Raw genomic sequence first — 24,652 nt, forward strand, 5'->3', positions numbered from 1 at the left:
TTTTGAAATTGGAATTAAAATTTCACAGCTCCTTTTGGAACATCATTTCCAAGCGTCGTTGTTTTAGAAAAATCTAGATTTTTAGAAGAAATCAATTCGATATTAGCGTTTCCTTCACCATTGATATTTACAGCTTTTGGAGAAGTAGAATTGAACTCAACATCTCTTAAAGACATATTTTTTGCATTGTAAATTTCGAATATAGTACTGTCTTTAATATCTAGTTTTGCATTGCTGATTTTGATTCCGTTGGCATCAATAATCGAAAATCCTTTTTCTGCCGTAACTGTTAAGTTTGAGATTTCGATATTTTCTAAATTCATTTCCGGAAGACCTTGTAAAAACACCGCTTGCTGTGCGCCTTTAATCGTAATGTTTTTGATGGAAATATTTTTAAATTGAGGCGTTTTTTCGTTTACCGGAATTGCTTTTGTGCTAACTGTATTTCCGCCTTCGGCCAGAGTTTCGGCGATCGATTTTCCTCCATAATATAAATCAAATGAAATTGCCTGAGACGGAATATCAGTCATAAAAATATCTGAGATATAAATATTTTCTACTATACCGCCGCGTCCGCGAGTACTTTTAAAACGCAATCCAACGTCAGTTCCCGTAAAAGTACAGTTTGATACATGCAGGTTTTTTACACCGCCAGACATTTCGCTTCCAACCGTTACACCGCCGTGTCCGTGATATACAATGTTGTTTCTTACTATAATATTTTCGCACGGAATACCTCTTTCACGTCCATCTTTATCTTTTCCTGATTTAATGCAGATGGCATCATCACCAACATCAAAACTTGAATTTTCGATCAAAACATTTTTACAAGATTCAACATCAAGTCCGTCGCCATTTTGAGAATACCAAGGATTACGAACCGTTACATTACGTACAATTAACTCATCAACCATTAATGGATGAATATTCCACGCAGGGGAATTTTGAAAAACAGGTCCGTCAAACAAAACTCTTTTGCTATTTTGAATGCTTACTAAAACTGGGCGAAGAAAATCGTGAATAGCTTCAAAATCTTCTTTAGTTTTTAAATCAGGACGAACGTTTTGATCAGCACCTTTTGAACCTTTTAAATATTGTTCAGACGGATACCAGCTGTCTTTTTTCTCATTTAAAACACCACCAGAAGCCACAAATTTCTTCCATTGTTCATCTGTCAATTTACTTTTTTTAACTTGTCTCCAGGCTTCACCAGAACCATCCCAAACGCCATTTCCGGTAAACGCTACGTTTTCTAAGTTTTTACCATAAATAGGAGAGATGCAGCGCCAGGTATTTAGGCCTTCAAAACTGGTTTCAATAATGGGATATAAACTTTTATCTGTAGAAAATTTAATCAAAGCTCCTTTTTGGGCATGTAATTCAATGTTGCTTTTTAGGATAATTGGCCCTGTAAGCCATATTCCCGGAGGAATTATAACTTTTCCGCCGCCTTTTTTAGAAACGGCTTCTATAGCATCGGCGAAAGCCTTAGTATTTAAAACATAACCACCATTAACAGCGCCAAAATCTTTTATGTTTACACTTCTTGCGGGGATTTTAGGCTCATTAATTTTTACCATTTTAAATTCAATGTTTTTGTAAACATTTAGTTTTTGAGCAAAACCTGTAGTAGATAAACTCGTTATCAAAATCATTATAACGGTGCAAACAAGGTTAATTAGGTTAGTTTTCATTCTTATTATATTGTGGTTATTATTTTCTTCGGAATGCTAAGTCAGTTTTTTATGTGTTAATTTATTATTCAATGAATAAAAATACTGTTTTTTAAATTTTAATTTAATAATGTAATCGATTACACAAATCTATTAAAAAAATATTATGAAACGCCAATTTTGATAAGTTTATCACAGATTTTTTGAGAATTTAACTTTTTTCGAATGTGAAACGAAAGAATATTTAAAAGTCAATTTTTCAAATTTAACCTGTAAAACTGAATGTTCTTCAAGATTACAGGAGGGTACAGGATGCATAGTTGTTTATGTTCGATTAAATTGTGCCGTATATTTAATTTAATTGTTAAAAATAATCAGAATGTAAAATATTTAGCATTTTAAATTTAGTTTCTGATAAGTTTAATGATGGAAAAAAGAAAATAATGCGTTTAATTCCTTTCAACAAATTACTGGTCGTTTTTTTAATGATATTCACTCTTTTTTCGGCAAATGCAGCTGAAATTTGGGTTTCACCATTAGGAAAAGATTCGAACTTCGGAACAAAATCAAATCCGCTGGCAACGGTTCAAATGGCAATCCGAAAAGCCAGAGAACTTCGTCGTTTAAAAGATCCATCGATAAAAGACGGAATTCACATCATTGTAATGAACGGAACGTATTATTTAAACGAACCTTTATTTGTGCGTCCAGAAGATTCTGGAACTGCAGAAAGTCCAACAACTATTGAAGCCGATGTAAATGCAAGACCAATTATAAGCGGCGGAATTGAAATAAAAAACTGGAAAAAAGTCGGCATTTTAAATGGCAAAAAAGGAACATTTTGGGGCGCCGATGCACCTCAAAAAGCAGGTTCCTTAATCAATTACAGACAATTGTGGGTAAACGGAAAAAAAGCCGTTAGAGCCAAAAATACCGCAGGAAATGCAATGGACAGAATTTTGTCCTGGGATCATGAATCGCAAACCTGTTGGATTCCGTTTAAAGACAAGTCGGTTAAGTTTGAGCCGGGAATGGAAATGTTTATCGTGCAATGGTGGTCGATTGCGAATCTTCGAATCAAAAATATTGAAGTACAAAAAGACAGCGCCAGACTTTCGTTTGAAGAACCAGAAAGCCGTATTCAAAGCGAGCATCCGTGGCCTGCACCGTGGATTTCTAAAAATAACGGAAATTCGGCTTATTTCTTAAACAATGCTTTTTCGCTTTTAAACGAGCCTGGAGAATGGTATTTGGACAAGAAAAATGCTAAAATTTATTATATTCCAAGAGCTGGAGAAGAAATTAATTCGGTAGTTGTAACTGCGCCCGTTTTAGAAAATCTGGTTGAAGTAAAAGGAACAATCGATTCTCCTGTAAGTCATTTTCGATTTAAAGGAATTTCATTTCAATACAGCAATTGGCTTCGTCCTTCACAGCAAGGTCATGTGCCGTTGCAGTCAGGTTTGTATTTGTTAGACGCTTATAAATTGAAAGTTCCAGGAACACCAAATCAGGCGAATTTAGAAAATCAGGCTTGGGTAGGAAGACCACGCTCGGCAGTTGAAGTAAATTATGCTAATAATATTCAGTTTGAATCTTGCCGTTTTGAGCATTTGGCTTCGACTGGTTTAGATTTAAATAAAGGAACAAATCACAATACCGTAAAAGGAAATTTATTTAAAGATATCGGTGGAAGTGCTATAAACGTTGGGATTTTCTCTGAAGAAGCTTTTGAAGCGCATTTGCCTTTAATCATAAAAGATGAAAGAGAAATGTGTTCGGATGAAGTAATTGCTGATAATTTAATCACCAATGTAACCAATGAAGATTGGGGAACTTTGGGAATTAGTGCAGGTTTTATTCGAAATATTACGATTGAACATAACGAAATTTCGGATGTATCGTATTCCGGAATGGCAATGGGCTGGGGTTGGACGCATACGCCAAACGTGATGCAGAACAATAAAATTCTAGGTAATAAAATTCATCATTATGCCAAACATTTACATGATGTTGCGGGAATTTACACGCTTTCTGCTCAGCCGGGTAGCCGAATTGAAGAAAATTATATCGACAAGGTTTACAACAGTCCGTATGCACACGATCCGTTTTTGTGGCTGTATTTGTATACCGATGAAGGAAGTGAAGGTTTTACGATTAAAAACAACTGGATTGCAGAAAAGAAAATCCTTAAAAACCATAACGGTCCAAAAGGAAATATTTGGGAACACAATGATCCGTATGTAAGCACTAAAATTAAAGATAATGCCGGAATTAGAGCACCTTACAAAGATTTAGAGAAAGAAGTTGTTATTGATGAAAAATGGGGATTGCAGGAAATGCCAAAACCGTACGCGATCGAATTGATAGGTTCTGATTTTGATATCGAAAAAATCAAATCGACTTTAACAGGTTTTAGAATTGTAGGTCAGGAATTGTACCAATGGAAAAATCATTTGGTGATTTACGGAAAAATGAATCAGCCGGAAAGAACAAAACGAAAATTGGCGGGTGCTTTCCCTTCTTTAGAAATTAAAATCTATGAAGATTTAGTTTACGATTTTCAAAATTTCGAAAGATGTAAAGATTCAAAACCAGCATCAGATTGGGAAAATGTGGTATTAACAGCAAATCTTCCTGCTGATGAAAAACTACAAAATGAATATGTGGAGTATCATAAAACCCAATTCGAAAAATGGCCAGAAGTAGCCAAGGGTTTCTGTAATGCCGATTTTCAGCAATTGCAGGTTTTCAAAAAAGACAGACAATTAATCTTAGTAATCAGTATTCCGAAAGGCGAAAACTTGGATAAACTAAATCCGAAAACAACAGAAAATAATCCACGTGTAGACGATTGGAACTCCTTAATGAAAAAATACCAAATGGGAATTGAAGGTGCAAAACCAGATGAAACCTGGATTTTCTTAAATAAAGTAGAAATAGAAGCAAAAAAATAATACGTTGCAATAAACCCGACAGGTTTTAAAAACCTGTCGGGTTTACGTTGAGAAATATTTAGCCACAGATTAAAAGGATTAAAAAGATTTTTTCTAATCTGTGAAAATCCTTTTAATCTGTGGCAAGAAAAAAAAACTAAAAATCTAAAATCAACAATCTAAAATAACCACAACCAATGTTAAAAATAGCCATTCTGGGACTTGGAGAAGGACGAAGCACAATGTCGGCCGCAATCGAAAGTTCAAAACTAGAACTTGTTAAAATATGCGACCGAAACGAAGAATTGTGTAAACAGCGAGCAAAAGAATTCGATTTTCATTCGTACACAACCAATTACGATGATTTGTTAAACGATGCGTCAATTGATATTATCGCGATTTATACACCCGATCATCTGCATGCACAACATGTAAAACAAGCTTTATTAAGTGGAAAACATGTTGTTTGTACAAAACCATTTATTGATGATCTTTCTGATGCAAAAGAATTGCTAGAATTAAGCAAATCAACTGGAAAGAAAGTTTTCATCGGGCAAAGTTCCCGTTTCTTTGAACCAGCCAAAAGACAAAGAGCCGATTATGAAGCAGGATTAATAGGTGATTTAATTACAATTGAAGCGCAATATCACGCCGATCACAGATGGTTTTTGAAGAAAGAATGGTCGCTTTTGCAATCGTTTAAATGGCTGTATGGAGGTTTGAGTCATCCTGTAGATTTCATCAGATGGTATTTACCGAATATTCAGGAAGTAATGGGTTACGGAATGATTAGCAGTAACGGACAAAATGCTGGATTAAAAAATGAAGATACGATGCATTTTATCTTCAAAGCAACCGATGGAAGAATTGCCCGTGTAAGCGGTGTTTACACTTCGCCAACTCAACCAGCGCAGCGCGACAGTGGCATGAGTACAATTTTAAGAGCAACAGAAGGAGCAAGTCAAGCCGATTATCATGAATTGCGTTATGCAATTACAGACAAAACTGGAGAAGAAAAAGTAATTACTTGGGGCGACAGCACGATAAAATATTATTTTCGTTTTGAAGGACAAAGTCATCACGGCGGGGAATATCAGAATTATTTAGAATATTTTGTAGACAGCATCGAGCAAGGTTTTGAAGCCTATCCAAACATGGAAGAAGGAATTGGAACTGTGGCTTTGTTACAAGCAATGGATAAATCTTTGCAAATTGGAATGCCGGTTAAAATTGCCGATATTCTTAATGAATACGGGCTATGAACAGTATTTACGATAAATTAACCACGCTCGATTTTGTAATTGTTGCCGGTTATTTAGTGGTATTATTAGTCATTGGATATGTGGTGAGTATGAAACAGAGAAAGAAAAACGAAACGCTTTTTCTGGCCGGAAACTCCTTAAACTGGTACAGCATTGGGTTTAATATGTGGGGAACCAATGTTGGACCTTCGTCATTATTGGCTTTTGCGAGTATTGGTTATGCTACAGGAATTGTAGCAGGAAATTTCGAATGGTATGCTTTTGTGTTTTTACTGCTTTTGGCAATGGTTTTTGCACCAAGATATATTGCGAGTAAAGTCAGCACGATGCCCGAATATATGGGAAAACGCTACGGCGACAGTACGCAGAATATTTTGGCTTGGTACGCTTTGGTAAAAATATTAGTAAGCTGGCTGTCTTTAGGATTATTCAGCGGAGGCGTTTTAGTACGTCAGATTTTGGGAATTCCGATGTGGCAGAGTGTTACGGTTTTAGTGATTTTCTCTGGAATATTTACATTTGCAGGAGGTTTAAAAGCGATTGCAAAAGTCAATGTTTTTCAAATGATTCTATTAATTGTCGTTTCGCTGACACTTTCCTTTTTAGGTTTGCAAAAACTAGGCGGAATAGATGTTCTAATTGCCAAAACACCTTCTAATTTTTGGAATTTAGTCCGTCCTTCAGATGATGCGCATTATCCTTGGCCAGCTATTTTATTAGGATATCCTGTTGCTGCAGTTGCTTTTTTCTGTACCGATCAATCGATGGTGCAGAGTGTTTTGGGAGCTAAAAATCTGGAACAGGGACAATTGGGTGTGAACTTTATTGGATGGTTAAAAGTTATGGCTTTGCCGTTGTTTATTCTTCCTGGAATTTTGTGTTATGCTTTATATCCAGAATTAGGAAGCAATTCTGATTTGGCTTATATGACAATGGTTACGAATCTTTTCCCAAGCGGAATGAACGGTTTGGTAATCTGTGTAATGATTGCCGTTTTGGTAGGAACAATTGGTTCTTCGTTAAATGCTTTGAGCACTGTTTTTACGAATGATATTTATGTAAAGAAAATCAACCCGACGGCTACGATTCAAGATCAAATTAAAATTGGTCGATTAACAATTGCTGCTGGATGTGTTTTTGCAATTCTAATTGCCGTTGCGATTGACAATATCAAAGGACAGAATTTATTCAATATTTTTCAAGCTGTTTTAGGTTTCTTGGCGCCTTCGTTATCTGTTGTTTTCCTTTTGAGTGTCTTCTGGAAACGCACTACCAAAAAAGCCGTAAATGCAACGCTTTCTTGGGGTTCTGCATTTAGTTTGTTTGTTGGAGTTATGTATTTATGGATTTTCCCTGCCGATAAATACCCAGCTTGGCCTCACTTTTTATTGATTTCGTTTTACATTTTTGCTGTGCTTTTAATTGCAGCCGTTATTATTTCTTTAACCGATAAAAGTCCTGAAGTTAATGTTTCAGATGAAAGGGATATTCCTAAAACTAGTAAAAAGGTCAAGCTTTTGTTTGGGGTGTTGGGGTTGATGATTTTGGTTTTGTATTTGGTTTTTAATGGGAATTAAATATATATCAAAAATTTCAAACATAACCCGTGGTTTCAACCACGGGAACGCAACGTATAACATTACGTTTGCCAAAATACGTTTCCCGTGGTTGAAACCACGGGCTATATTCTGAAAAAGATTATAAATAAAGCAAAGCTATTCTATAAGTTGCCTCCAGTTTTAACTGGAGGTATATTTAAAAAGAATAGAAAAAGGCTTTAGTCAAATTGTAGATATTTTGGCTAAAGCCTTTTGAGCTTCCTAATTAATTTGTCATCCAGCTAAAGCTGGATGCAATTAAAACTTTGTTTAAAAAAACTTTGTGTCTTAGCGACTTTGTGGCATGAAAAAAATTACTCAACCTTCTTTTTCTTTTCCAAATTAGGCAAGAACCCAGTAATAATACCAATTAAAGGCAGAAACGCACAAATCTTAAATACATATTCAATACTTGTAGCATCGGCAATTTTTCCTAAAATAGCAGAACCTAAACCACCCATTCCGAAAGCAAATCCGAAGAAAAGACCCGCAACAAGTCCAACTTTTCCAGGCATTAATTCAGTTGCATAAACCAAAATAGCAGAGAATGCCGAAGAAAGAATCAATCCGATGATTACAGATAAAGTTCCAACCCAAAATAAAGAAACGTAAGGCAACATTAAAGTAAACGGAGCAACGCCTAAAATAGAAACCCAGATTACATATTTTCTTCCGTATCGATCTCCAATTGGCCCACCAATCAAAGTTCCAGCTGCAACAGCGCCAGAGAACAAGAATAAATAGACTTGTGACTGCTGAATCGTAATGTGAAATTTATCTATCAGGAAGAAAGTATAATAACTCGTAATACTACTCATGTAGAAATACTTAGAGAAAATCAGAACCAATAAAATAATCAACGAAGCAATTACTCTGTTTTTAGACAAATGATGTGTTTCGATTTGATGAGAAGCTTTATTGGCATTTCTTTCAGATAAATGTGCTGTGTACCAAATCGCAATTTTATACAAAGCAAAAACGCCAACTAACGCAATAATACAAAACCAAGCGATATAAGATTGTCCGTGCGGAATAACAATAAAAGCAGCTAATAAAGGCCCAATTGCACTTCCGGCATTTCCTCCCAATTGAAAAATAGACTGCGCCAAACCTCTTTTTCCGCCCGAAGCCAAATGCGCCACACGTGAAGATTCTGGATGGAAAATTGAAGATCCAATCCCGATTAAACTTACTGATAATAATAAATAAACAAAGCTTGAAGCGATCGAAACAAGGAAAAGTCCAACCATTGTAAAACACATTCCAACAATCAGCGAATACGGTTTTGAATTTTTATCGGTATACATTCCCACAAACGGCTGTAAAATAGAAGCCACCATTTGATAGGTTAAAGTAATAATACCAATTTGGGTAAAACTAAGATTAAAATTTTCTTTAATTAATGGATAAACCGAAGGTATAACAGCCTGCAAAAGATCATTAATTAAATGAGAAAAACTTATGATGAATAAGATAGAATAAGTGGTTTTTTTAACTATGTCAGGATTTGCTTTAATAGTGTCCATGAGATATTTTTTGATTTTTAAATTAGGTTAAAAAACAACAGCTGTATTATTTTTTGCAAAGATTAAAAGAATACTAATGTCAGAATTGCTATATTTGGACAATGAATAACCAGATTCGGACATATCGAATGGCGCAAGAGCATGGATACAGACTTGATCCATCAATACCTGTTATTGGCTATACCGAAATGGTAACTAACGAAATGTGTATTTCGCACTCACATCCAAGAGGTCAGCTAATATACGCAACTCGTGGCGTGATGAATGTTGTGGTAGGCAATCATATTTGGGTTGTGAATCCGTTGCAGGGTTTGTGGCTTCCGGGTGGAGTAGAGCATCAGGTTACTTTTCAGAAAGACGTTAATTATTACAGCGTTTTTATCGATCCGTCGGCAATAGAAGGATTACCAATCAATAGTTTTTCCTTTGATATTCCGATGTTTTTAAAGCAGTTGGTTTTTAAAATTATTTCTTTTGGAATAGAAGGAAATCTCACTCCGTCTCAAAAAAGAATTAGTGACGTTTTTTTAGACGAATTAGCTTTAATCGAGCCAAGTGCAACATTTCTCCCAACAACCAATCACGATAGACTTCAAAAAGTAGTCGAACTTTTAATGAATGATGTTTCAAGCAAAAATACAATAGAGTATTACGCCGAACTTTCTTTTATGAGCACCAGAACTTTATCCCGCTTATTCATCAAAGAACTCGGAATGAATTTCAGCGATTGGCGTACGCGATTAAAATTATTGGAAGCGATAAAACGTTTAGGCGAAAAACAATCTATTAAAGAAATCGCGTTCAATTTAGGTTATGAAACTACAAGCGCTTTCATTTATATGTTTAAGAAACATTTAGGTAAAACGCCTTCTAATTATATTTTAGAAGATGAAAATGAAAACGATAAATTATCTGCTTAAATAACAAACCTAAAATTAGAACGCGGATAAAATGGATTCGCTATCGCGAAGACGCGGATTTACACAGATTTTAATTATATCAATGTAGCAAACTTTGTCAAAGTTCAAAACTTTGACAAAGCTATGGATGAGAAACAAAATAAAAAATCCGTTTTTATCCGCGTCTTTACGAAGTAAATCCGTTTCATCTGCGTATCATAAAAATTCTAACATCATTTTTTTTAATACTAAAAAAGTGATAACTCACAATTTTTCCCTTAAAAAATTATCAAAAAGTACTGTTTTTTATGAAATAGCAGGATAGTGCAGGTTGTCAAATGTAAAGATAACATTTATCTTTAGTCCCAAAATAGACTAACTATGCTAAACCGCTTTCCCATTTTTAAAATTTTACTTCTTTTTGTTGCCCTTTTTTCTTGTTCGTTGTTATCAGCACAAGAAAAACCAAAAGAAGCGACATGGATCTGGTATCCAGGTGATTTTGAAGTTTGGTTAAGCAATAAAATGCAAGTAAGACGAACAGAACGCGAAGCAGTATTTCCTCCGCTTTGGCAATATTACAGCCCTTACGCTTTGGTCACTTTTCAAACAGAAGTAGATATTCCAAAGCCAGACGAAGTGAAAATCTTCTCAGAAGGACCTTTTCAATTACTTTTAGATGGCGTTCAAATTTACGGACAGCCAAAATCAATTACAGTTCCTGCCGGAAAGCACAAAATTTCATTTAAAGTCTACAATCAAGAAGTGTTGCCCGCTATTTATATTTCTGGTAATTATCTTAAATCTGATGCTTCTTGGAAAGTAACCAACGAAGATAAACTTTGGATTGACGAAACGGGAAAAGCCCAACAATCTGGTACGCCTTGGGTTCCAGTTGGTTCTTGGAATTTTAATTCGCCAGAAAATAAACCTTCCGGATTTAAACTAACAACCAAACCTTTGAGTGCAAAGAAAACAGAGAAAATAGGAGCAGGTCAGTTGGTAGATTTCGGTAAAGAAACTTTCGGTTACATTAAAATTCATGGTTTAAAAGGAAAAGGCAAAGTTGCTCTTTATTATGGAGAATCTCGTGAAGAAGCGCTGGATTCAGCCAAATGCGAAACCTTAGATCATTTATCTTTTGATGGAAAACAGCCTGAAACCTACACACACGACGGCTCGAAAGCATTCCGTTATGTTCAGGTGCAAGCAGATGCAGGAGTAAAATATGATTCTATTTCGATGCTTTATGAATATTTGCCATTAGATTATCGTGGTGCATTCAAATCTTCTGATGAACAATTGAATAAAATTTGGGATGTGTCGGCTTATACGATGCATTTAACTTCTCGCGAATTTTTTATCGACGGAATTAAACGTGACCGCTGGGTTTGGTCTGGTGATGCTTATCAAAGTTATTTAATGAATTATTATTTGTTCTTTGATTCGGCTTCGGTAGAACGAACGCTTTTAGCCCTTCGAGGAAAAGATCCTGTTACAGCTCACGTAAATATCATCATGGATTATTCGCTGTATTGGTTTGTAGGTGTTTACGATTATTACTTACATACAGGCGATACGAAATTCATCAAAACTTTTTATCCAAGAATGAAATCACTGATGGATTTCTGTTTAGAAAGAAGAAATAAAAACGGATTTCTCGAACCATTAGAAGGTGACTGGGTTTTTATTGATTGGGCAGACGGACTCCCAAAAACGGGTGAGGTTAGTTTTGAGCAAATGCTTTTAGCGAGAAGTTTAGAAGCTATGGCAGTAAGTGCTGAAATTGCTGGTAAAAGTGAAGACCAAAAACAGTATCAAAAATTAGCTGTAGATTTAAAAACAAAGCTATTTGATGTGTTTTGGGATAAAAAAGAAAACGTCATGAAACACCAGCGCATCGATGGTAAAATGCAAAATATTGTAACCAGATACGCTAATATGGTCGGTATTTTTTTCAATTATTTTAATGAAGAACAAAAACAAAGTGTAAAAAATAAAGTCTTGCTCAATAAAGATGTTCTTCAAATCACAACACCATACATGCGCTTTTATGAGTTGGAAGCTTTGTGTGCGATGGGCGAACAAGATTACGTTTTAAAAGAAATGAAAGATTATTGGGGAGGAATGCTGAATGAAGGCGCAACATCTTTCTGGGAAGAATACAACCCGAACAAAAAAGGAACAGAACATTTAACGATGTATGGTCGTCCTTACGGAAAAAGTCTTTGCCACGCTTGGGGAGCAAGTCCGATTTACTTGTTAGGAAAATATTATTTAGGTGTAAAACCAACCGCTCCAGGTTATTCAGAATACGAAATCAAACCAAATCTTGGAGGTTTAAAATGGATGGAAGGAAAAGTGCCAACACCAAACGGAGAAGTTACCGTGTATTGCAGTACCAAAGAAATTAAAGTAAAAGCAGGCGAAGGACAAGGAAAATTGATTTTTGAAAGTGCCAGTAAACCCAAAACAAACTCTGGAACGATTACAGAATTAGCAAAAAATAAATACCAATTGATTGTAAAACCTAATATGGAGTATAAAGTGAGTTATAAAGCTCTATAAATTATTCATCCAGCATGTCATTGCGAGGAACGAAGCAACCTCACTAATGATTGCGCAAAGTTTGATATAGCAAATGTGATTGCTTCGTTCCTCGCAATGATGCAAAATCAGGAATAAAAAATAAAAAAACAATGTTTCCAAAAAACACAAAATACAACTTCAAATTTAAAGCAGCTTTCCTAATGCTGTTAACTGTCTGCATTCAAGTTTCAGCACAAAATACCACATGGAAACCAGCATCATTTGAAATTGTAAAATCAAATTATAAAACATTCAAAACGACACAATACGCACATGTATTTTCAGGAAGCAAACACAATATTGTTCGTTTAGCTCCAGAGTTGCAAGGTTTGACGGGAATTGAACTTCCTTTAGATAAATATAAAAACGGAACTAATGCTCCTTTGCAAGTAAAATTTAAAGAACCAGTTCAGGTTTTAATTGGTGTTTTTCAGGAAAATACTTCAGAATATCTTCAGTCAAATAACTTAGAAAACGCAAAATTGGTTTTTAAAAACGGATTGACTGTTACAGGATTACCTTCGATTAATGTTTACGCACTTTCATTCCCAAAAGGAACACAGACTATAAATCCGGGAAGTGGATTATTTGCACTATTAGGTGTTGTAAAAGATGGTCAAAAATTAAGTTATAGAAACGCAGAACTTCCGGACGGAAAACTCTGGAATCCAACTTTCGTCGTTGAAGGATTTTCAGATGAAAAACCACTTTTCGAAATTATCGGTGGAGAAAATAAACCTGTTATTGATGAAGGCATGTCAGGAACAGAAGGGATTCAGGGAGGTTTTGAAGGCGGACGAGTAGTAAAAGTCGGCGATACTTATCATATGTTTCCAACCGAAAGAGCAGGTGAAAAAGGCGTTGATTACTATTATGATCGTGTAAAAACCAAAATTGGACATTGGACAAGTAAAGATGCCATCCATTGGAAAAGAGAATCTACAATCTACCAAGCCAGCGGAACTTACGCCGTTACAGAAGACGATAACCCGATGAATGATCGTCGTGCAGCAATTTGGTCGTATATGCCTGTTTTTAGTGAAAAAGCAAACAAGTGGTACGGCTATTATTTGGCTTATACCGTAAGTAAAGAAATAGAACCAAATCATTCATTCGGAAGAATTTGGCGTTGCGAATCGACAGTAGAAGGAATCAACGGAATTGGCGGGCCTTATAAAGATATGGGAATCATTATGGAACCAGGATTAGATTCGCAGCCTTGGGAAGGTCGTCAGGGTGTTGCTTCGTTTTTCCCGTATCAGGTTGGCGATAAATATTTCGGCTTTTACAGTGGTGCTTATCCGTTTAATTCATGGGCAGATTATCCGAAGAAATCAGGAAAAGGCTGGTTTGTAGCTTTAGCCGAATCAAAAAGTTTAGAAGGCCCTTGGTTGAGGATGAACAAAGGTTTGGAACCAATTAAGACAATACATCCGCAGTTTGTAGAAAATCCAATTGTAAGTCAGTTGCAAAACGGAATGTACATCGCTATTTTCGACGGAGGTCCAGACGGCTGGGGACATCATTTACCAAACATGATTGCGTATTCATTATCAGCAGATGGTGTTAATTGGGCAGAAGCGCATTATTTACCAATAGAAACTAAAGTCGATAAATGGTGGGATATTATGAGAACTCCACTCTGCTTAATCCCAGAAGGAAATGATGTTTACACAATTGTCTATAATGCAATCGATTTGAAGAGAAGATTTCATCCAACAGGAATGGTAAAAGTAAAACTAAACAAAGATGTGATGGAATCACGTCTAGAAGAGTTGAAGAAATAGCCCGCAGATTTTACAGATTAAACAGATTTGCACTATTTTTTTTTTAATAAAATCAGTTCAATCTGCAAAATCTGCGAGAGAATAAAAATATAAAACCTGTGTAAATCAGTTTAACCTGTGTCATCAGCGTGCCATATAACATGAGAACAAAATACATTATTATTGCTTTTACAGCACTAGTCATAACCAGCTGTGCAACCAAATACAAGAAAAGAGAAATTACCGACAGCGTAATGCAGGAGATTTACGAAGAAATCAAAACGCCTTATAAATACGGCTTGGTTATGGTTCCGACTGACAACTTATACAAAATGGATTGTCCGAGTGTGTTTAGAAAAGACGGGAAATGGTACATGACGTATTTAATTTACGACGGAAGAGGATATGAAACTTGGCTTGCAGAAAGCGAAAATCTTTTAGACTGGAAATATCTAGGAAAAGTAATGTCTTTCTCAGAAAATGAAAAACATTGGGATGTAAATCAAAAAGCAGGATATATTTCGTTGCAAGATCCAACTTGGGGCGGAAGCTACGAATGGGAAAAATATGAGGACAAATATTGGATGAGTTATTTTGGCGGAGACAGCAAAGGTTACGAAGCAGGTGTTTTATCAATAGGAATGGCTTATACCAAAGAAGCGCCGACAAAACCACACGAATTTCAAAGATTAGAAAATCCGGTTTTGACACCAAAAGACAAAGATGCCAAATGGTGGGACAACAGTACTATGTACAAAAACAGTGTGATTCGTGATAAAGATAAAGTGACAGGACACAATTTTATCATGTATTACAATGCCCGTGGAGATAGTTTAAATCCAGCTAAAGGAGCAGAACGTATTGCTATGGCGGTATCGAACAATATGAAAGAATGGAAGCGTTATGGCAATAAACCTTTAATCAATCATCATAAAGGAATCTCAGGAGATGCCTATATTCAGCGTATTAATGATACTTGGGTGATGTTCTATTTTGGAGCTTTTTGGACAGGTTGGAATCAAGGTGCATTTAATCGTTTTGCCGTTTCGAATGATTTAGTAAACTGGACGGACTGGAAAGGCGACGATTTAGTTAAATCATCTGAACCTTACGATGATTTGTTTGCGCATAAATCATTTGTGGTAAAACATGACGGTGTTGTCTATCATTTTTATTGTGCCGTTAACAAAGCAGAGCAAAGAGGAATTGCAATTACAACATCTAAAGATCTAGGAAAAAGTAAGTTGAATTTTGTGGCACCGCCGGAGAAAGTTAAGAAATAAAACTAAGCGTAATAGATATAGTCCCTACGGGACATTTTTACTGGTGTGGCTTTTGGGTTACCGATATTTAATCTCTACGAGATATTCCAACAGAGTTTAATATTGTAATACACGTTAAATATTATGTGGAAATCAACAATATTAATCTCTATGAGATACTCCGATAGGAGTTAAATATCGGTAGAAAATGATTACCAAAAAACAAATTTTGTCCCGTAGGGACTACACAATTAGAAAACATAATGAACAATAATATAAAACCAATGTTTACATCAAAATCAAAATACAATAATCCATTTTTCAGATTACGATTTTTGACGTATGCATTTTACATTTTACTATTCACAACTTACGCGCAGGCACAATCCGTAACAGGAGAACCAGCAGGAATTCCAGAATTACATAAAAAATACCAGTTTGCTCCGTGGGAAGATCCAACGGTTACAAGCATCAACAGACAGCCATCAAGAGCAACAGCTTATTCATACGCAACTGTTGAAGATGCCTTAAAAGGTGACAGAACTAAAAGCCGAATTCAGATGCTAAACGGCGATTGGGATTTTAAATATGCCGTAAATCAGAAAGAAGCTTCAAAAGATTTTTACAAATCAAAAGTTTCAGCTTGGGATAAAATTGAAGTACCTGCTAATTGGGAAATGAAAGGGTACGATAATCCAATTTACAAAAGTGCCGTTTATCCTTTCAGACCAATAAATCCGCCTTATATTCCTAAAGATTATAACGGAGTTGGTTCTTATCAGCGTAGTTTTACCGTTCCAGAAAATTGGAAAGATATGACGGTGACTTTACATTTCGGAGCCGTAAGTTCAGGTTTTGAAGTTTGGCTTAATGGAGAATTTTTAGGTTATGGAGAAGACAGTTTTCTGCCATCAGAATTTGATATTACGCCTTATTTAAAAGCAGGAGAAAATGTAGTTTCAGTTCGTGTCATTCGATGGACCGATGGTTCTTATTTAGAAGATCAGGACCACTGGCGTATGAGCGGAATCCAGCGTGAAGTTTTCATTATGGCCGAGCCGAAACTGCGTATTCAGGATTTCTTTGTTCAAACCAAATTAGATAAACAATATACAGACGCAGTTTTTAAACTTCGCCCAAAAGTAGAGAATCTGACAGGAGAAAAAATCAAAGATTATACAATGAATGTTCAATTGTACGATGCTAATAATACGGCAATGTTCAAAGAACCGCTTCAAAGACCTGTGATTGATTTAATCAACGAAAGTTATCCTCGTCTGGATAATGTTCGTTTTGGATTCTTTCAGGAAACGATCAAAAATCCAAAAAAATGGAGTTCAGAAGAACCGAATTTATACACAATGGTAATTTCCATAAAAGATAAAAACGGCAATGTTACCGAAGCCAAAAGCTGTAAAGTTGGTTTCCGTTCGATTGAATTCTCCAAAGAAAACGGAAAAATGCTCATCAACGGAAAAGAAACCTATGTATATGGCGTAAACCGTCACGATCATCATCCAACAAGAGGAAAAGCGGTTACAAGAGAAGATATCAAACAAGATATTACCACTATTAAAAAGTTCAATTTCAATTTTATGCGTACAAGTCATTATCCAAACGATCCGTATTTCTACGAATTATGTGATCAATATGGAATCATGGTAATGGACGAAGCGAATCAGGAAACACACGGAATTGGCGGAAAACTAAGCAACGATCCAAAATGGACAAATGCTTATTTGGAGCGTATGACGAGAATGGTTGAAAGAGATAAAAACCATCCATCGGTTGTAATGTGGAGTTTGGGTAATGAAGGCGGAAAAGGGCCAAACCATTCCGCAATGTCGGGTTGGGTTCACGATTTCGACATTACACGTCCAGTTCATTACGAACCAGCACAGGGAAATGCCAAATTAGACGGTTATATTGATCCGCTTGATCCGGGATATCCAAAAACAATCGATCACGCTTATCGATTCGAAAATCCGCAGGATGATTCGTATGTCGATATGGTCAGCCGTTTTTATCCTGGCGTTTTCACTCCAAAATTTTTAGTTGATCAAAAGAAAGATACTCGTCCGATTATTTTCGTTGAATATTCTCATGCAATGGGGAATTCAGTTGGAAATTTAAAAGAATTATGGGATGAATTCCGTTCGCTTCCAAGAGTGATTGGAGGCTGTATCTGGGAATTTAAAGATCAGGGATTAGTAAAATTCGATTCCAGATCAGGTCAGAATTATTTTGCACATGGAGGAGATTTTGGTGAAAAATACCATGACGGAAACTTCAATACAAAAGGAATTGTAGATTCTAACGGAAAACCAAAAGGTTCGATTTTTGAGAATAAATGGGTCTATCAGCCAGCGGTTTCAACTTTAAACGGAAATCAGTTAGAAATTAAAAATCGTCAGGCCGTTAAATCATTAGAAGCTTATATTCCGGTTTTAAAAGTTTTGGAAAACGGAAACGTGATTAAAACTCAGATTTTAAAACCATTAAAAGTAGAAGCAGGACAATCTACAACTTTAAATATCAGTCCTTATCTTCCAAAAATGAAAGCTGATGCGGAATATATTTTAAATATAGAATTTCAGCTTTCAAAAGAGGAACTTTGGGCTTCAAAAGGTTATGCTGTCGCGGAAGATCAGTTTCTGTTAAAAAAGAAAGAAGCCGTTTCTCCAGAATCTAAAAAAGAAACTTTAAACGTTTCAGAATCAGGTTCCGATTTTAAGATCAAAGGAAAAACTTTTGATATTACAATTGGAAAAACAAACGGAGCTTTGAGTTCATATGTTTTTAACGGAGAAGAACAAGTGTTTGCACCGTTATTACCGAACTTCGTGAGACCGCTTACAGACAACGATAAACGCGGATGGAAATCGCAAAAATTGTTGAAACAATGGTATAAAGCAAAACCAAAATTGGTTAACATTAAAATTGACAAATCAGCTTTTGAAATTAAAATTACAAGTGATTATGAAGTTATAAGAGACAGCGCTAGCGTAAAAGTGATCTACAACATTTTACCAAACGGATTAATAAAAGTAGATTACAGTTTAAAAGCATCGAACAAATTGCCGAACATTCCAAAAATCGGAATGCAGATGGGAGTTCAAAGAAAATTCGACCAGATTTCATGGTATGGAAAAGGAGAACTGGAAAATTACAACGATAGAAGTTTTGGTTCTTTTGTTGGGAAATATTCACTTCCAATAAATGATTTTATTGAACATTATCCAAAACCGCAGGAAAACGGTAACAGATGTGACGTAAGATGGATGGCATTAAGCACTCTGCAAAAAAACAACGGATTTTTAGTAGTAAAGGATTCTAAAGTCTTAAGCATGAGCGCATGGCCTTATACACAGGAAAACCTAAGTTCTGCAGGTCATACCTATGATTTGAAAGATCCGGGATTCTTGACGGTAAATATTGATTTAATGCAAATGGGAGTGGGAGGAAACGACAGCTGGACATTGGTAGCACAGCCTTTAGAACAATATCAAATTAAATCTGGAGATTATCAATATAGTTTTTATTTGACGCCTTTCAACGGTTCAAAAAATGAATTAGAAAACAGTTTGAAGAAGTTTAAGTATTAGTAATTAAAAATTAAGAATTAAGAATTAAAAGATACAGTTTGTCATTTCGAGGAACAAGAAATCTTCGTAAGAAACTCGACAAAGATTAAGATTCAATATCAAACATAGCCCGAGGTTTCAACCTCGGGAAACGTATTGTGTAATCACGTTACGTCCTAATGGTTGAAACCAATGGCTATGTTTTGTAATGAGAAATAAAACGAATAAAATATACGTATGTATTAAACCCGACAGGTTTTTAAAACCTGTCGGGTTTACCAACGAAAATAATACCAACAAAAATGTTTCAAAAAAAACATATTTTTCTTTTTAAAAAGGACTTTCGACTTTCGACTTTAAAACTTTTGACTGTCTTGTTCTTACTTTTTGCAGGAATCCTTTCCGCACAGGAAATCCATAAAAAAGAAAATACCTTTTTTCAACCTACCAAAGAATCCTCAAAGCCTTGGACATATTGGTATTGGATGCAAAGCGCCTATTCTAAAGAAGGCATCACTGCCGATTTAGAAGCGATGAAAAGGGCAGGTATCGAAGGTGCGTATTTAATGACTATTAAAGGTCCAGCAAATCCGCCGTTGATTGACCCGCCGGTTTTGCAGTTAAGCAAAGAATTCTGGGATTTAGTGCATTGGGCTTTAACAGAAGCAGATCGGGTTGGAGTAAAAATTGGATTTCATCCTGCCGATGGTTTTGCCGTTGCCGGAGGCCCTTGGATAACGCCCGAAATGTCCATGCAAAAAGTCGTTTGGAAAGACACTATTGTAAGCGGAAACAACTTTAAAAATCTAAAATTAGCCGTTCCAAATCATTACAAAGACTATTATAAAGATATTGCAGCGTTTGCCATTCCGGTAAAAGAAAGTTTTATTACATCGGATCAAAAACGTCCAAAAATAACATCAACCAATCCAGAAGCTGATGCGACTATTTTAAGTTCATCAGATAAAGACGGATTATTTAGAATGCCGAAAAAAGGCTGGATTCAATACGAATTTGAGGAGCCATTTTTGTGTAAATCCATTCAAATTGAAACCAAAGGAAATAATTATCAGGCGCATCGTTTAATAATTGAAGTCAGTGATGATGGAAAAATTTTCAGAAGTTTAGGAAGATTAACAACGCCACGTCACGGCTGGCAGGATATTGATGCATTTTACACGCACAGCATTGTTCCCACAAAAGCCAAATATTTTAGATTTGTTTATGATCCCGAAGAAACAGAACCAGGAGCAGAAGATTTAGATCCAGCGAAATGGAATCAAGGTTTAAAAGTGTCAAAAATCTATTTGTCAAACGAATCTTTAATCGATAATTATCAAGGAAAATCGGGAGTTATTTGGCGATTGAGTCCGCAGACAACCGAAAAAGAAATTAATGCTGCAGATTGTGTCGATCTATCAAAAATGATCAATATTTCGAAGTTTGTTGATGCAAACGGTGTTTTAAATTGGAAAGCTTCCGCGAAAGCGAATTGGAGAATCATTCGTTTTGGACATACTTCAACAGGACACGAAAATGCAACGGCAGGAGCGGGAAGAGGTTTAGAAGTGGATAAATTTAATACCGAAGCTATTCGTTTTCAGCTGGATCATTGGTTTGGCGAAATGCTTAGAGTTGCCGGTCCTGAACTAGCTTCAAAAGTGGTTAGAATTCTTCATATGGACAGTTGGGAATGCGGAAGTCAAAACTGGTCGCCTGTTTTTAGAAACGAATTTAAAACCCGTAGAGGTTATGATATTGTAGATTATCTGCCGGTTATGGCGGGAATTCCTGTAAAAGATATTCAAACTTCGGAGAAAGTTTTATACGATGTTAGAAAAACAATTTCAGAATTAGTTGCTGAATACTTCTTTGGAACTCTGAGACAAATTGCTGACGATGCCAATGTAAAATTTAGTTCAGAAAATGTCGCACCAACCATGATGAGCGATGGACTTTTGCATTTTAAATATATTGATTATCCAAGTGGTGAATTTTGGCTGAAAAGCCCAACGCACGACAAACCAAACGATATGTTAGATGCTATTTCCGGCGGACATATTTACGGAAAAGATATTATTCAGGCAGAAGCTTTTACAGCTTTAAAAATGGATTGGGACGAACATCCAGGAAATTTAAAAGTAGTTGCCGATAGAAATTATGCTTTAGGAATTAACCGTTTTTTCTATCACGTTTTTGTACATAATCCGTGGCTGGACAGAAAACCCGGAATGACTTTAGACGGAATTGGAAGCTATTTTCAAAGAGACCAAACTTGGTGGGAACCCGGAAAAGCTTGGTTTGAATATTGCCAAAGAGTACAGTTTCAGTTACAGAAAGGAAAACCGGTTATTGATTTGGCCGTTTTTATTGGCGAAGATTTGCCTTCTCGTTCCATACTTCCGGATCGTCTAGTGCCTTTTATTCCGAATGTTTTTGGAAAGGAAAGAGTAGAAAGTGAAGCTATTCGTTTAAAAAATGAAGGACAGCCAAGCGCTAAAATGCCGAAAGAAGTGAGTTTTTCTAAAAAATCAACTGATTTATCGCAATGGATTAATGCGATGAATGGTTATCAATACGATTCGTTCAATTCAGATATTTTGATAAACCGTGCAAAAGTGGAGAATGGAAAAATCTCTTTTGAAGGCGGAATTGAATACGGAGCATTATTGTTTCCGGGAAGTCATAAAATGGCACCAAACAAGCTGCTTTCTTTGGCTTCCGCCGAAAAAATGTTGCAATTAGTAAAAGATGGTGCAACGATTTTTGTGGATGAAAAACCAAATTTAGAACCGGGTTTACAATCAAATGAAGATTTTAAAAAATGGCAGAATGTAATTGATGAAATTTGGAATAACTCCAATTCATCAACTTGGAAAATAGGGAAAGGAACGGTTATAAAATTACCTTATTTAGAAAATGATTTTGCTTCAATTGGAATTACGCAAGATGTTTATTTTCCAAATTTAAACAGAACTGATTCTGAAACAATTGCTTGGACACACCGCAAATCTGATACAGAAGATATTTATTTTATTTCCAATCAAAAAGAAGAAAAACGTTCTTTTGATGCTTCATTTAGAATAGCAGGAAAAATTCCGGTTTGGTACAATCCAGTAACCGATAAAACTTCGGCTTTAGCCAATTGGAAAATAGAAAACGGAAGAACAATTTTGACTATTAATTTAGATGCAAACGAATCTGGTTTTGTGATTTTTAAAGAGGAAACAAAAGAAGTTTTAGCTCAGGGAAAATCTTCTGAATTTGAAAAAGTTCAGACTTTAGATGAAAATTGGGAGTTACAATTTGATCCGGCATTTAAAGGTCTGAAAGAGATTGTAAAAACAAACAAACTTTTTGACTGGAGTACTTCGGATAATGACCAGATTAAGTATTATTCGGGAACAGTAGTTTATAAAAAAGAGTTTGACTGGAAAGGAAAAGACACCAATAAAATCTGGATTGATTTAGGAAAAATCTCAAATATTGCTGAAATAAAAATCAACGGAAAAGATTGCGGAACACTTTGGACATTCCCTTTCAAAACAGATATTTCTCAAGCGTTGAAAAAAGGAAAAAACATCATAGAAATCAACATTACAAATACGTGGGCAAACCGATTAATGGGCGACCAAAAATTACCAAAAGAAGAAAGATTAACATGGACGAATGCAACCTATAGATTAGAAGGGGAACCGTTGCTTAAAGCGGGATTATTGGGGCCGGTTGTAATTTTGAAAGAAAAGAAGAAATAATTTTTTTGCAACAGATTAAAAGGATTAAAAAGATTTTTTTAATCCGTGATAAAAGAAAAGAAAATCAATTGTCTCCAGCTTTAGCTGGAGGTTTCAAAAGATAACAAGATAAGGACTTTAGCCCAATAGTTAGTTTGGCTAAAGCCTGAGATGTTGAAAAATATAACCTCCAGCTAATGCTGGAGGCAATTGAAAAAAGAAAATAACTACATATTAAAAGGGGCGAATTGAGAAAAATTCGATAAAAAAATCCAAATAATCCTTTTAATCTGTGGCAAAAAAAAATATATAGAAATGAAAAAATCAATTATTGCATTATTAACGATTTTAGTAAGCTTTACAATTAATGCCAAAATCAAACTGCCAGCATTGTTTACAGACAACATGATGCTGCAGCAAAAATCAAATGCGCCAATTTGGGGCTGGGCGGAGAAGAACGCGAATGTTGCCATAAAAACCTCGTGGAATTCTAAAATCTACAAAGTAAAAGCAGACAATTCCGGTAAATGGAAAACAGAATTACAAACGCCATCATTTGGAGGGCCGTTTACGATTGAAGTTTCAGATGGAACTGAAAAAGTTCTCATTAAAAATGTTTTAATTGGGGAAGTCTGGCTTTGTTCCGGACAATCAAATATGGAAATGCCGTTAAAAGGATTTCAAGGTCAGCCCGTTAAAAATGGAAATGAAATCATTGTAAGATCAACCAATAAAAACATTCGTTTAATCACGATTCCACGCGCAACGGTTTTAGAACCTTTGCAGGATTTTGAAGGAAAATGGGAAGTAGCTTCTCCAAAATCAACTTCTAATTTTAGTGCGACGGCTTGGTATTTTGGTTCACTTTTACAGGAAGTTTTAGGTGTTCCCGTTGGTTTGATTCATGTTTCTTACGGTGGTTCAAGCATGGAAGCGTGGATGAATCAGGAAATGCTGAAAGATTTTGCAAGCGCTAAAATTCCGACTACAAAAGAAGAATTAGCAAAAGATCCAAATCGTGTTCCGACTACTTTATTTAATGGAATGCTTTCGCCTGTAATTGGTTACGGAATCAAAGGCTGTATTTGGTATCAGGGAGAATCTAATTACGAAAGAGCTTCGGAGTATACTGCTTTGATGAAAAAAATGGTTTCAAGTTGGAGAGCTTTGTGGAAACAAGGCGATTTTCCATTTTACTATGCTCAGATTGCGCCGTTTAATTATGCTTCTTTTCATCCAAAAGATTATTTAGAAAAATATAATTCGGCTTATATAAGAGAAGCGCAATTGAAAGCTTCAAGAGAGATTCCGAATTCAGGAATGGCCGTTTTAATGGATATTGGTGAAGAAAATAACATTCACCCAATGGACAAAGAAAAAGGAGGAAACCGTTTGGCTTTTCAGGCTTTGGCAAAAACCTACGGAATTGAAGGCTTCGAATTCGAAAGTCCTAAATACAAATCGATGGAAATAAAAGATGGTTCGGTTACGGTTTCTTTTGAGGATGCAGCTAACGGAATTACCTCTTATGATAAAGAAGTTACTGGTTTTGAAATAGCTGGAGAAGATAAAGTTTTCTATCCGGCAAAAACAGTTGTCAGAAGAAAATCGGTGGTTTTGACTTCAGATAAAGTGGCTAAACCAGTTGCTGTTCGTTATTTATGGAAAGATTTCGCTAAAGCGGAATTATTTAGCGCAGGAGGTTTACCAGTTTCTTCATTTAGAACAGATGAATGGTAATACACGGCCGCTCCTGCAAGGTTTCCAAAACCTTGTAGGTATCTAATTTGAAAGTCTATAACGTGATATAAATACCTACAAGG

12 protein-coding genes are annotated in these 24,652 nt (G+C 35.7%); 10 read left to right on the forward strand and 2 right to left on the reverse strand.

Features of this window, described 5'->3' with window-relative positions; genetic code table 11:
* Window positions 1-14 precede the first annotated feature (14 nt).
* Window positions 15-1,694, reverse strand: a complete 1,680-nt coding sequence (locus tag BUE10_RS18250; RefSeq protein WP_073487432.1) for a glycoside hydrolase family 28 protein — start codon at window positions 1,692-1,694, stop codon at window positions 15-17.
* Window positions 1,695-2,116: 422 nt separating this feature from the next.
* Here BUE10_RS18250 and BUE10_RS18255 point away from each other — a divergent pair, with 422 nt between their 5' ends.
* The 3 genes from BUE10_RS18255 (at window position 2,117) to BUE10_RS18265 (ending at window position 7,448) form a co-directional block, all read left to right on the forward strand.
* Window positions 2,117-4,630 (forward strand): right-handed parallel beta-helix repeat-containing protein, encoded by a 2,514-nt coding sequence (locus BUE10_RS18255; protein ID WP_073487433.1) that lies wholly within the window; start codon window positions 2,117-2,119, stop codon window positions 4,628-4,630.
* A gap of 176 nt (window positions 4,631-4,806) precedes the next feature.
* Entirely contained in the window at window positions 4,807-5,871 is a 1,065-nt protein-coding gene (locus tag BUE10_RS18260) for a Gfo/Idh/MocA family protein (protein WP_073487435.1), read from the forward strand.
* Window positions 5,868-7,448: a sodium:solute symporter gene (locus BUE10_RS18265; protein ID WP_073487437.1), complete on the forward strand. Its 1,581-nt coding sequence runs from the start codon at window positions 5,868-5,870 to the stop codon at window positions 7,446-7,448. Before BUE10_RS18260 ends, BUE10_RS18265 begins: the two co-directional genes overlap by 4 nt.
* A gap of 335 nt (window positions 7,449-7,783) precedes the next feature.
* On the opposite strand, the gene BUE10_RS18270 is transcribed toward BUE10_RS18265, so the two are convergent.
* Window positions 7,784-8,995 (reverse strand): MFS transporter, encoded by a 1,212-nt coding sequence (locus tag BUE10_RS18270; RefSeq protein WP_073487439.1) that lies wholly within the window; start codon window positions 8,993-8,995, stop codon window positions 7,784-7,786.
* A 128-nt stretch (window positions 8,996-9,123) separates the two neighbouring features.
* On the opposite strand from BUE10_RS18270, the gene BUE10_RS18275 reads away from it, so the two are divergent.
* The 7 genes from BUE10_RS18275 to BUE10_RS18305 all read left to right on the forward strand — a co-directional run bounded on the left by BUE10_RS18275 (window position 9,124) and on the right by BUE10_RS18305 (window position 24,569).
* Window positions 9,124-9,915 (forward strand): AraC family transcriptional regulator, encoded by a 792-nt coding sequence (locus BUE10_RS18275; RefSeq protein ID WP_083598165.1) that lies wholly within the window; start codon window positions 9,124-9,126, stop codon window positions 9,913-9,915.
* A gap of 360 nt (window positions 9,916-10,275) precedes the next feature.
* The gene (locus tag BUE10_RS18280) at window positions 10,276-12,462 is read left to right on the forward strand and encodes an alpha-L-rhamnosidase-related protein (protein ID WP_073487443.1); all 2,187 of its coding nucleotides are present in this window, start codon (window positions 10,276-10,278) and stop codon (window positions 12,460-12,462) included.
* Window positions 12,463-12,593: 131 nt separating this feature from the next.
* Entirely contained in the window at window positions 12,594-14,270 is a 1,677-nt protein-coding gene (locus tag BUE10_RS18285) for a glycoside hydrolase family protein (protein ID WP_073487445.1), read from the forward strand.
* A gap of 140 nt (window positions 14,271-14,410) precedes the next feature.
* Window positions 14,411-15,532 (forward strand): glycoside hydrolase family protein, encoded by a 1,122-nt coding sequence (locus BUE10_RS18290; RefSeq protein WP_073487447.1) that lies wholly within the window; start codon window positions 14,411-14,413, stop codon window positions 15,530-15,532.
* A gap of 242 nt (window positions 15,533-15,774) precedes the next feature.
* Entirely contained in the window at window positions 15,775-19,116 is a 3,342-nt protein-coding gene (locus BUE10_RS18295) for a glycoside hydrolase family 2 TIM barrel-domain containing protein (RefSeq protein WP_234984764.1), read from the forward strand.
* Between the two features lie 281 nt (window positions 19,117-19,397).
* On the forward strand, window positions 19,398-22,850 hold the full coding sequence (locus BUE10_RS18300; protein WP_083598167.1) for a glycosyl hydrolase: 3,453 nt from the start codon (window positions 19,398-19,400) through the stop codon (window positions 22,848-22,850).
* Window positions 22,851-23,144: 294 nt separating this feature from the next.
* Entirely contained in the window at window positions 23,145-24,569 is a 1,425-nt protein-coding gene (locus BUE10_RS18305) for a sialate O-acetylesterase (protein ID WP_073487448.1), read from the forward strand.
* The last annotated feature ends 83 nt before the right edge of the window (window positions 24,570-24,652 follow it).

This window comes from Flavobacterium sp. CF108 (assembly GCF_900129795.1).
In the GTDB taxonomy this organism is placed as follows: domain Bacteria; phylum Bacteroidota; class Bacteroidia; order Flavobacteriales; family Flavobacteriaceae; genus Flavobacterium.

Bases quoted from the DNA above. Each gene is read 5' to 3' on its own strand.
- BUE10_RS18250 (WP_073487432.1), bottom strand. From the start codon at position 1,694: ATGAAAACTAACCTAATTAACCTTGTTTGCACCGTTATAATGATTTTG.
- BUE10_RS18255 (WP_073487433.1), top strand. From the start codon at position 2,117: ATGCGTTTAATTCCTTTCAACAAATTACTGGTCGTTTTTTTAATGATA.
- BUE10_RS18260 (WP_073487435.1), top strand. From the start codon at position 4,807: ATGTTAAAAATAGCCATTCTGGGACTTGGAGAAGGACGAAGCACAATG.
- BUE10_RS18265 (WP_073487437.1), top strand. From the start codon at position 5,868: ATGAACAGTATTTACGATAAATTAACCACGCTCGATTTTGTAATTGTT.
- BUE10_RS18270 (WP_073487439.1), bottom strand. From the start codon at position 8,995: ATGGACACTATTAAAGCAAATCCTGACATAGTTAAAAAAACCACTTAT.
- BUE10_RS18275 (WP_083598165.1), top strand. From the start codon at position 9,124: ATGGCGCAAGAGCATGGATACAGACTTGATCCATCAATACCTGTTATT.
- BUE10_RS18280 (WP_073487443.1), top strand. From the start codon at position 10,276: ATGCTAAACCGCTTTCCCATTTTTAAAATTTTACTTCTTTTTGTTGCC.
- BUE10_RS18285 (WP_073487445.1), top strand. From the start codon at position 12,594: ATGTTTCCAAAAAACACAAAATACAACTTCAAATTTAAAGCAGCTTTC.
- BUE10_RS18290 (WP_073487447.1), top strand. From the start codon at position 14,411: ATGAGAACAAAATACATTATTATTGCTTTTACAGCACTAGTCATAACC.
- BUE10_RS18295 (WP_234984764.1), top strand. From the start codon at position 15,775: ATGAACAATAATATAAAACCAATGTTTACATCAAAATCAAAATACAAT.
- BUE10_RS18300 (WP_083598167.1), top strand. From the start codon at position 19,398: ATGTTTCAAAAAAAACATATTTTTCTTTTTAAAAAGGACTTTCGACTT.
- BUE10_RS18305 (WP_073487448.1), top strand. From the start codon at position 23,145: ATGAAAAAATCAATTATTGCATTATTAACGATTTTAGTAAGCTTTACA.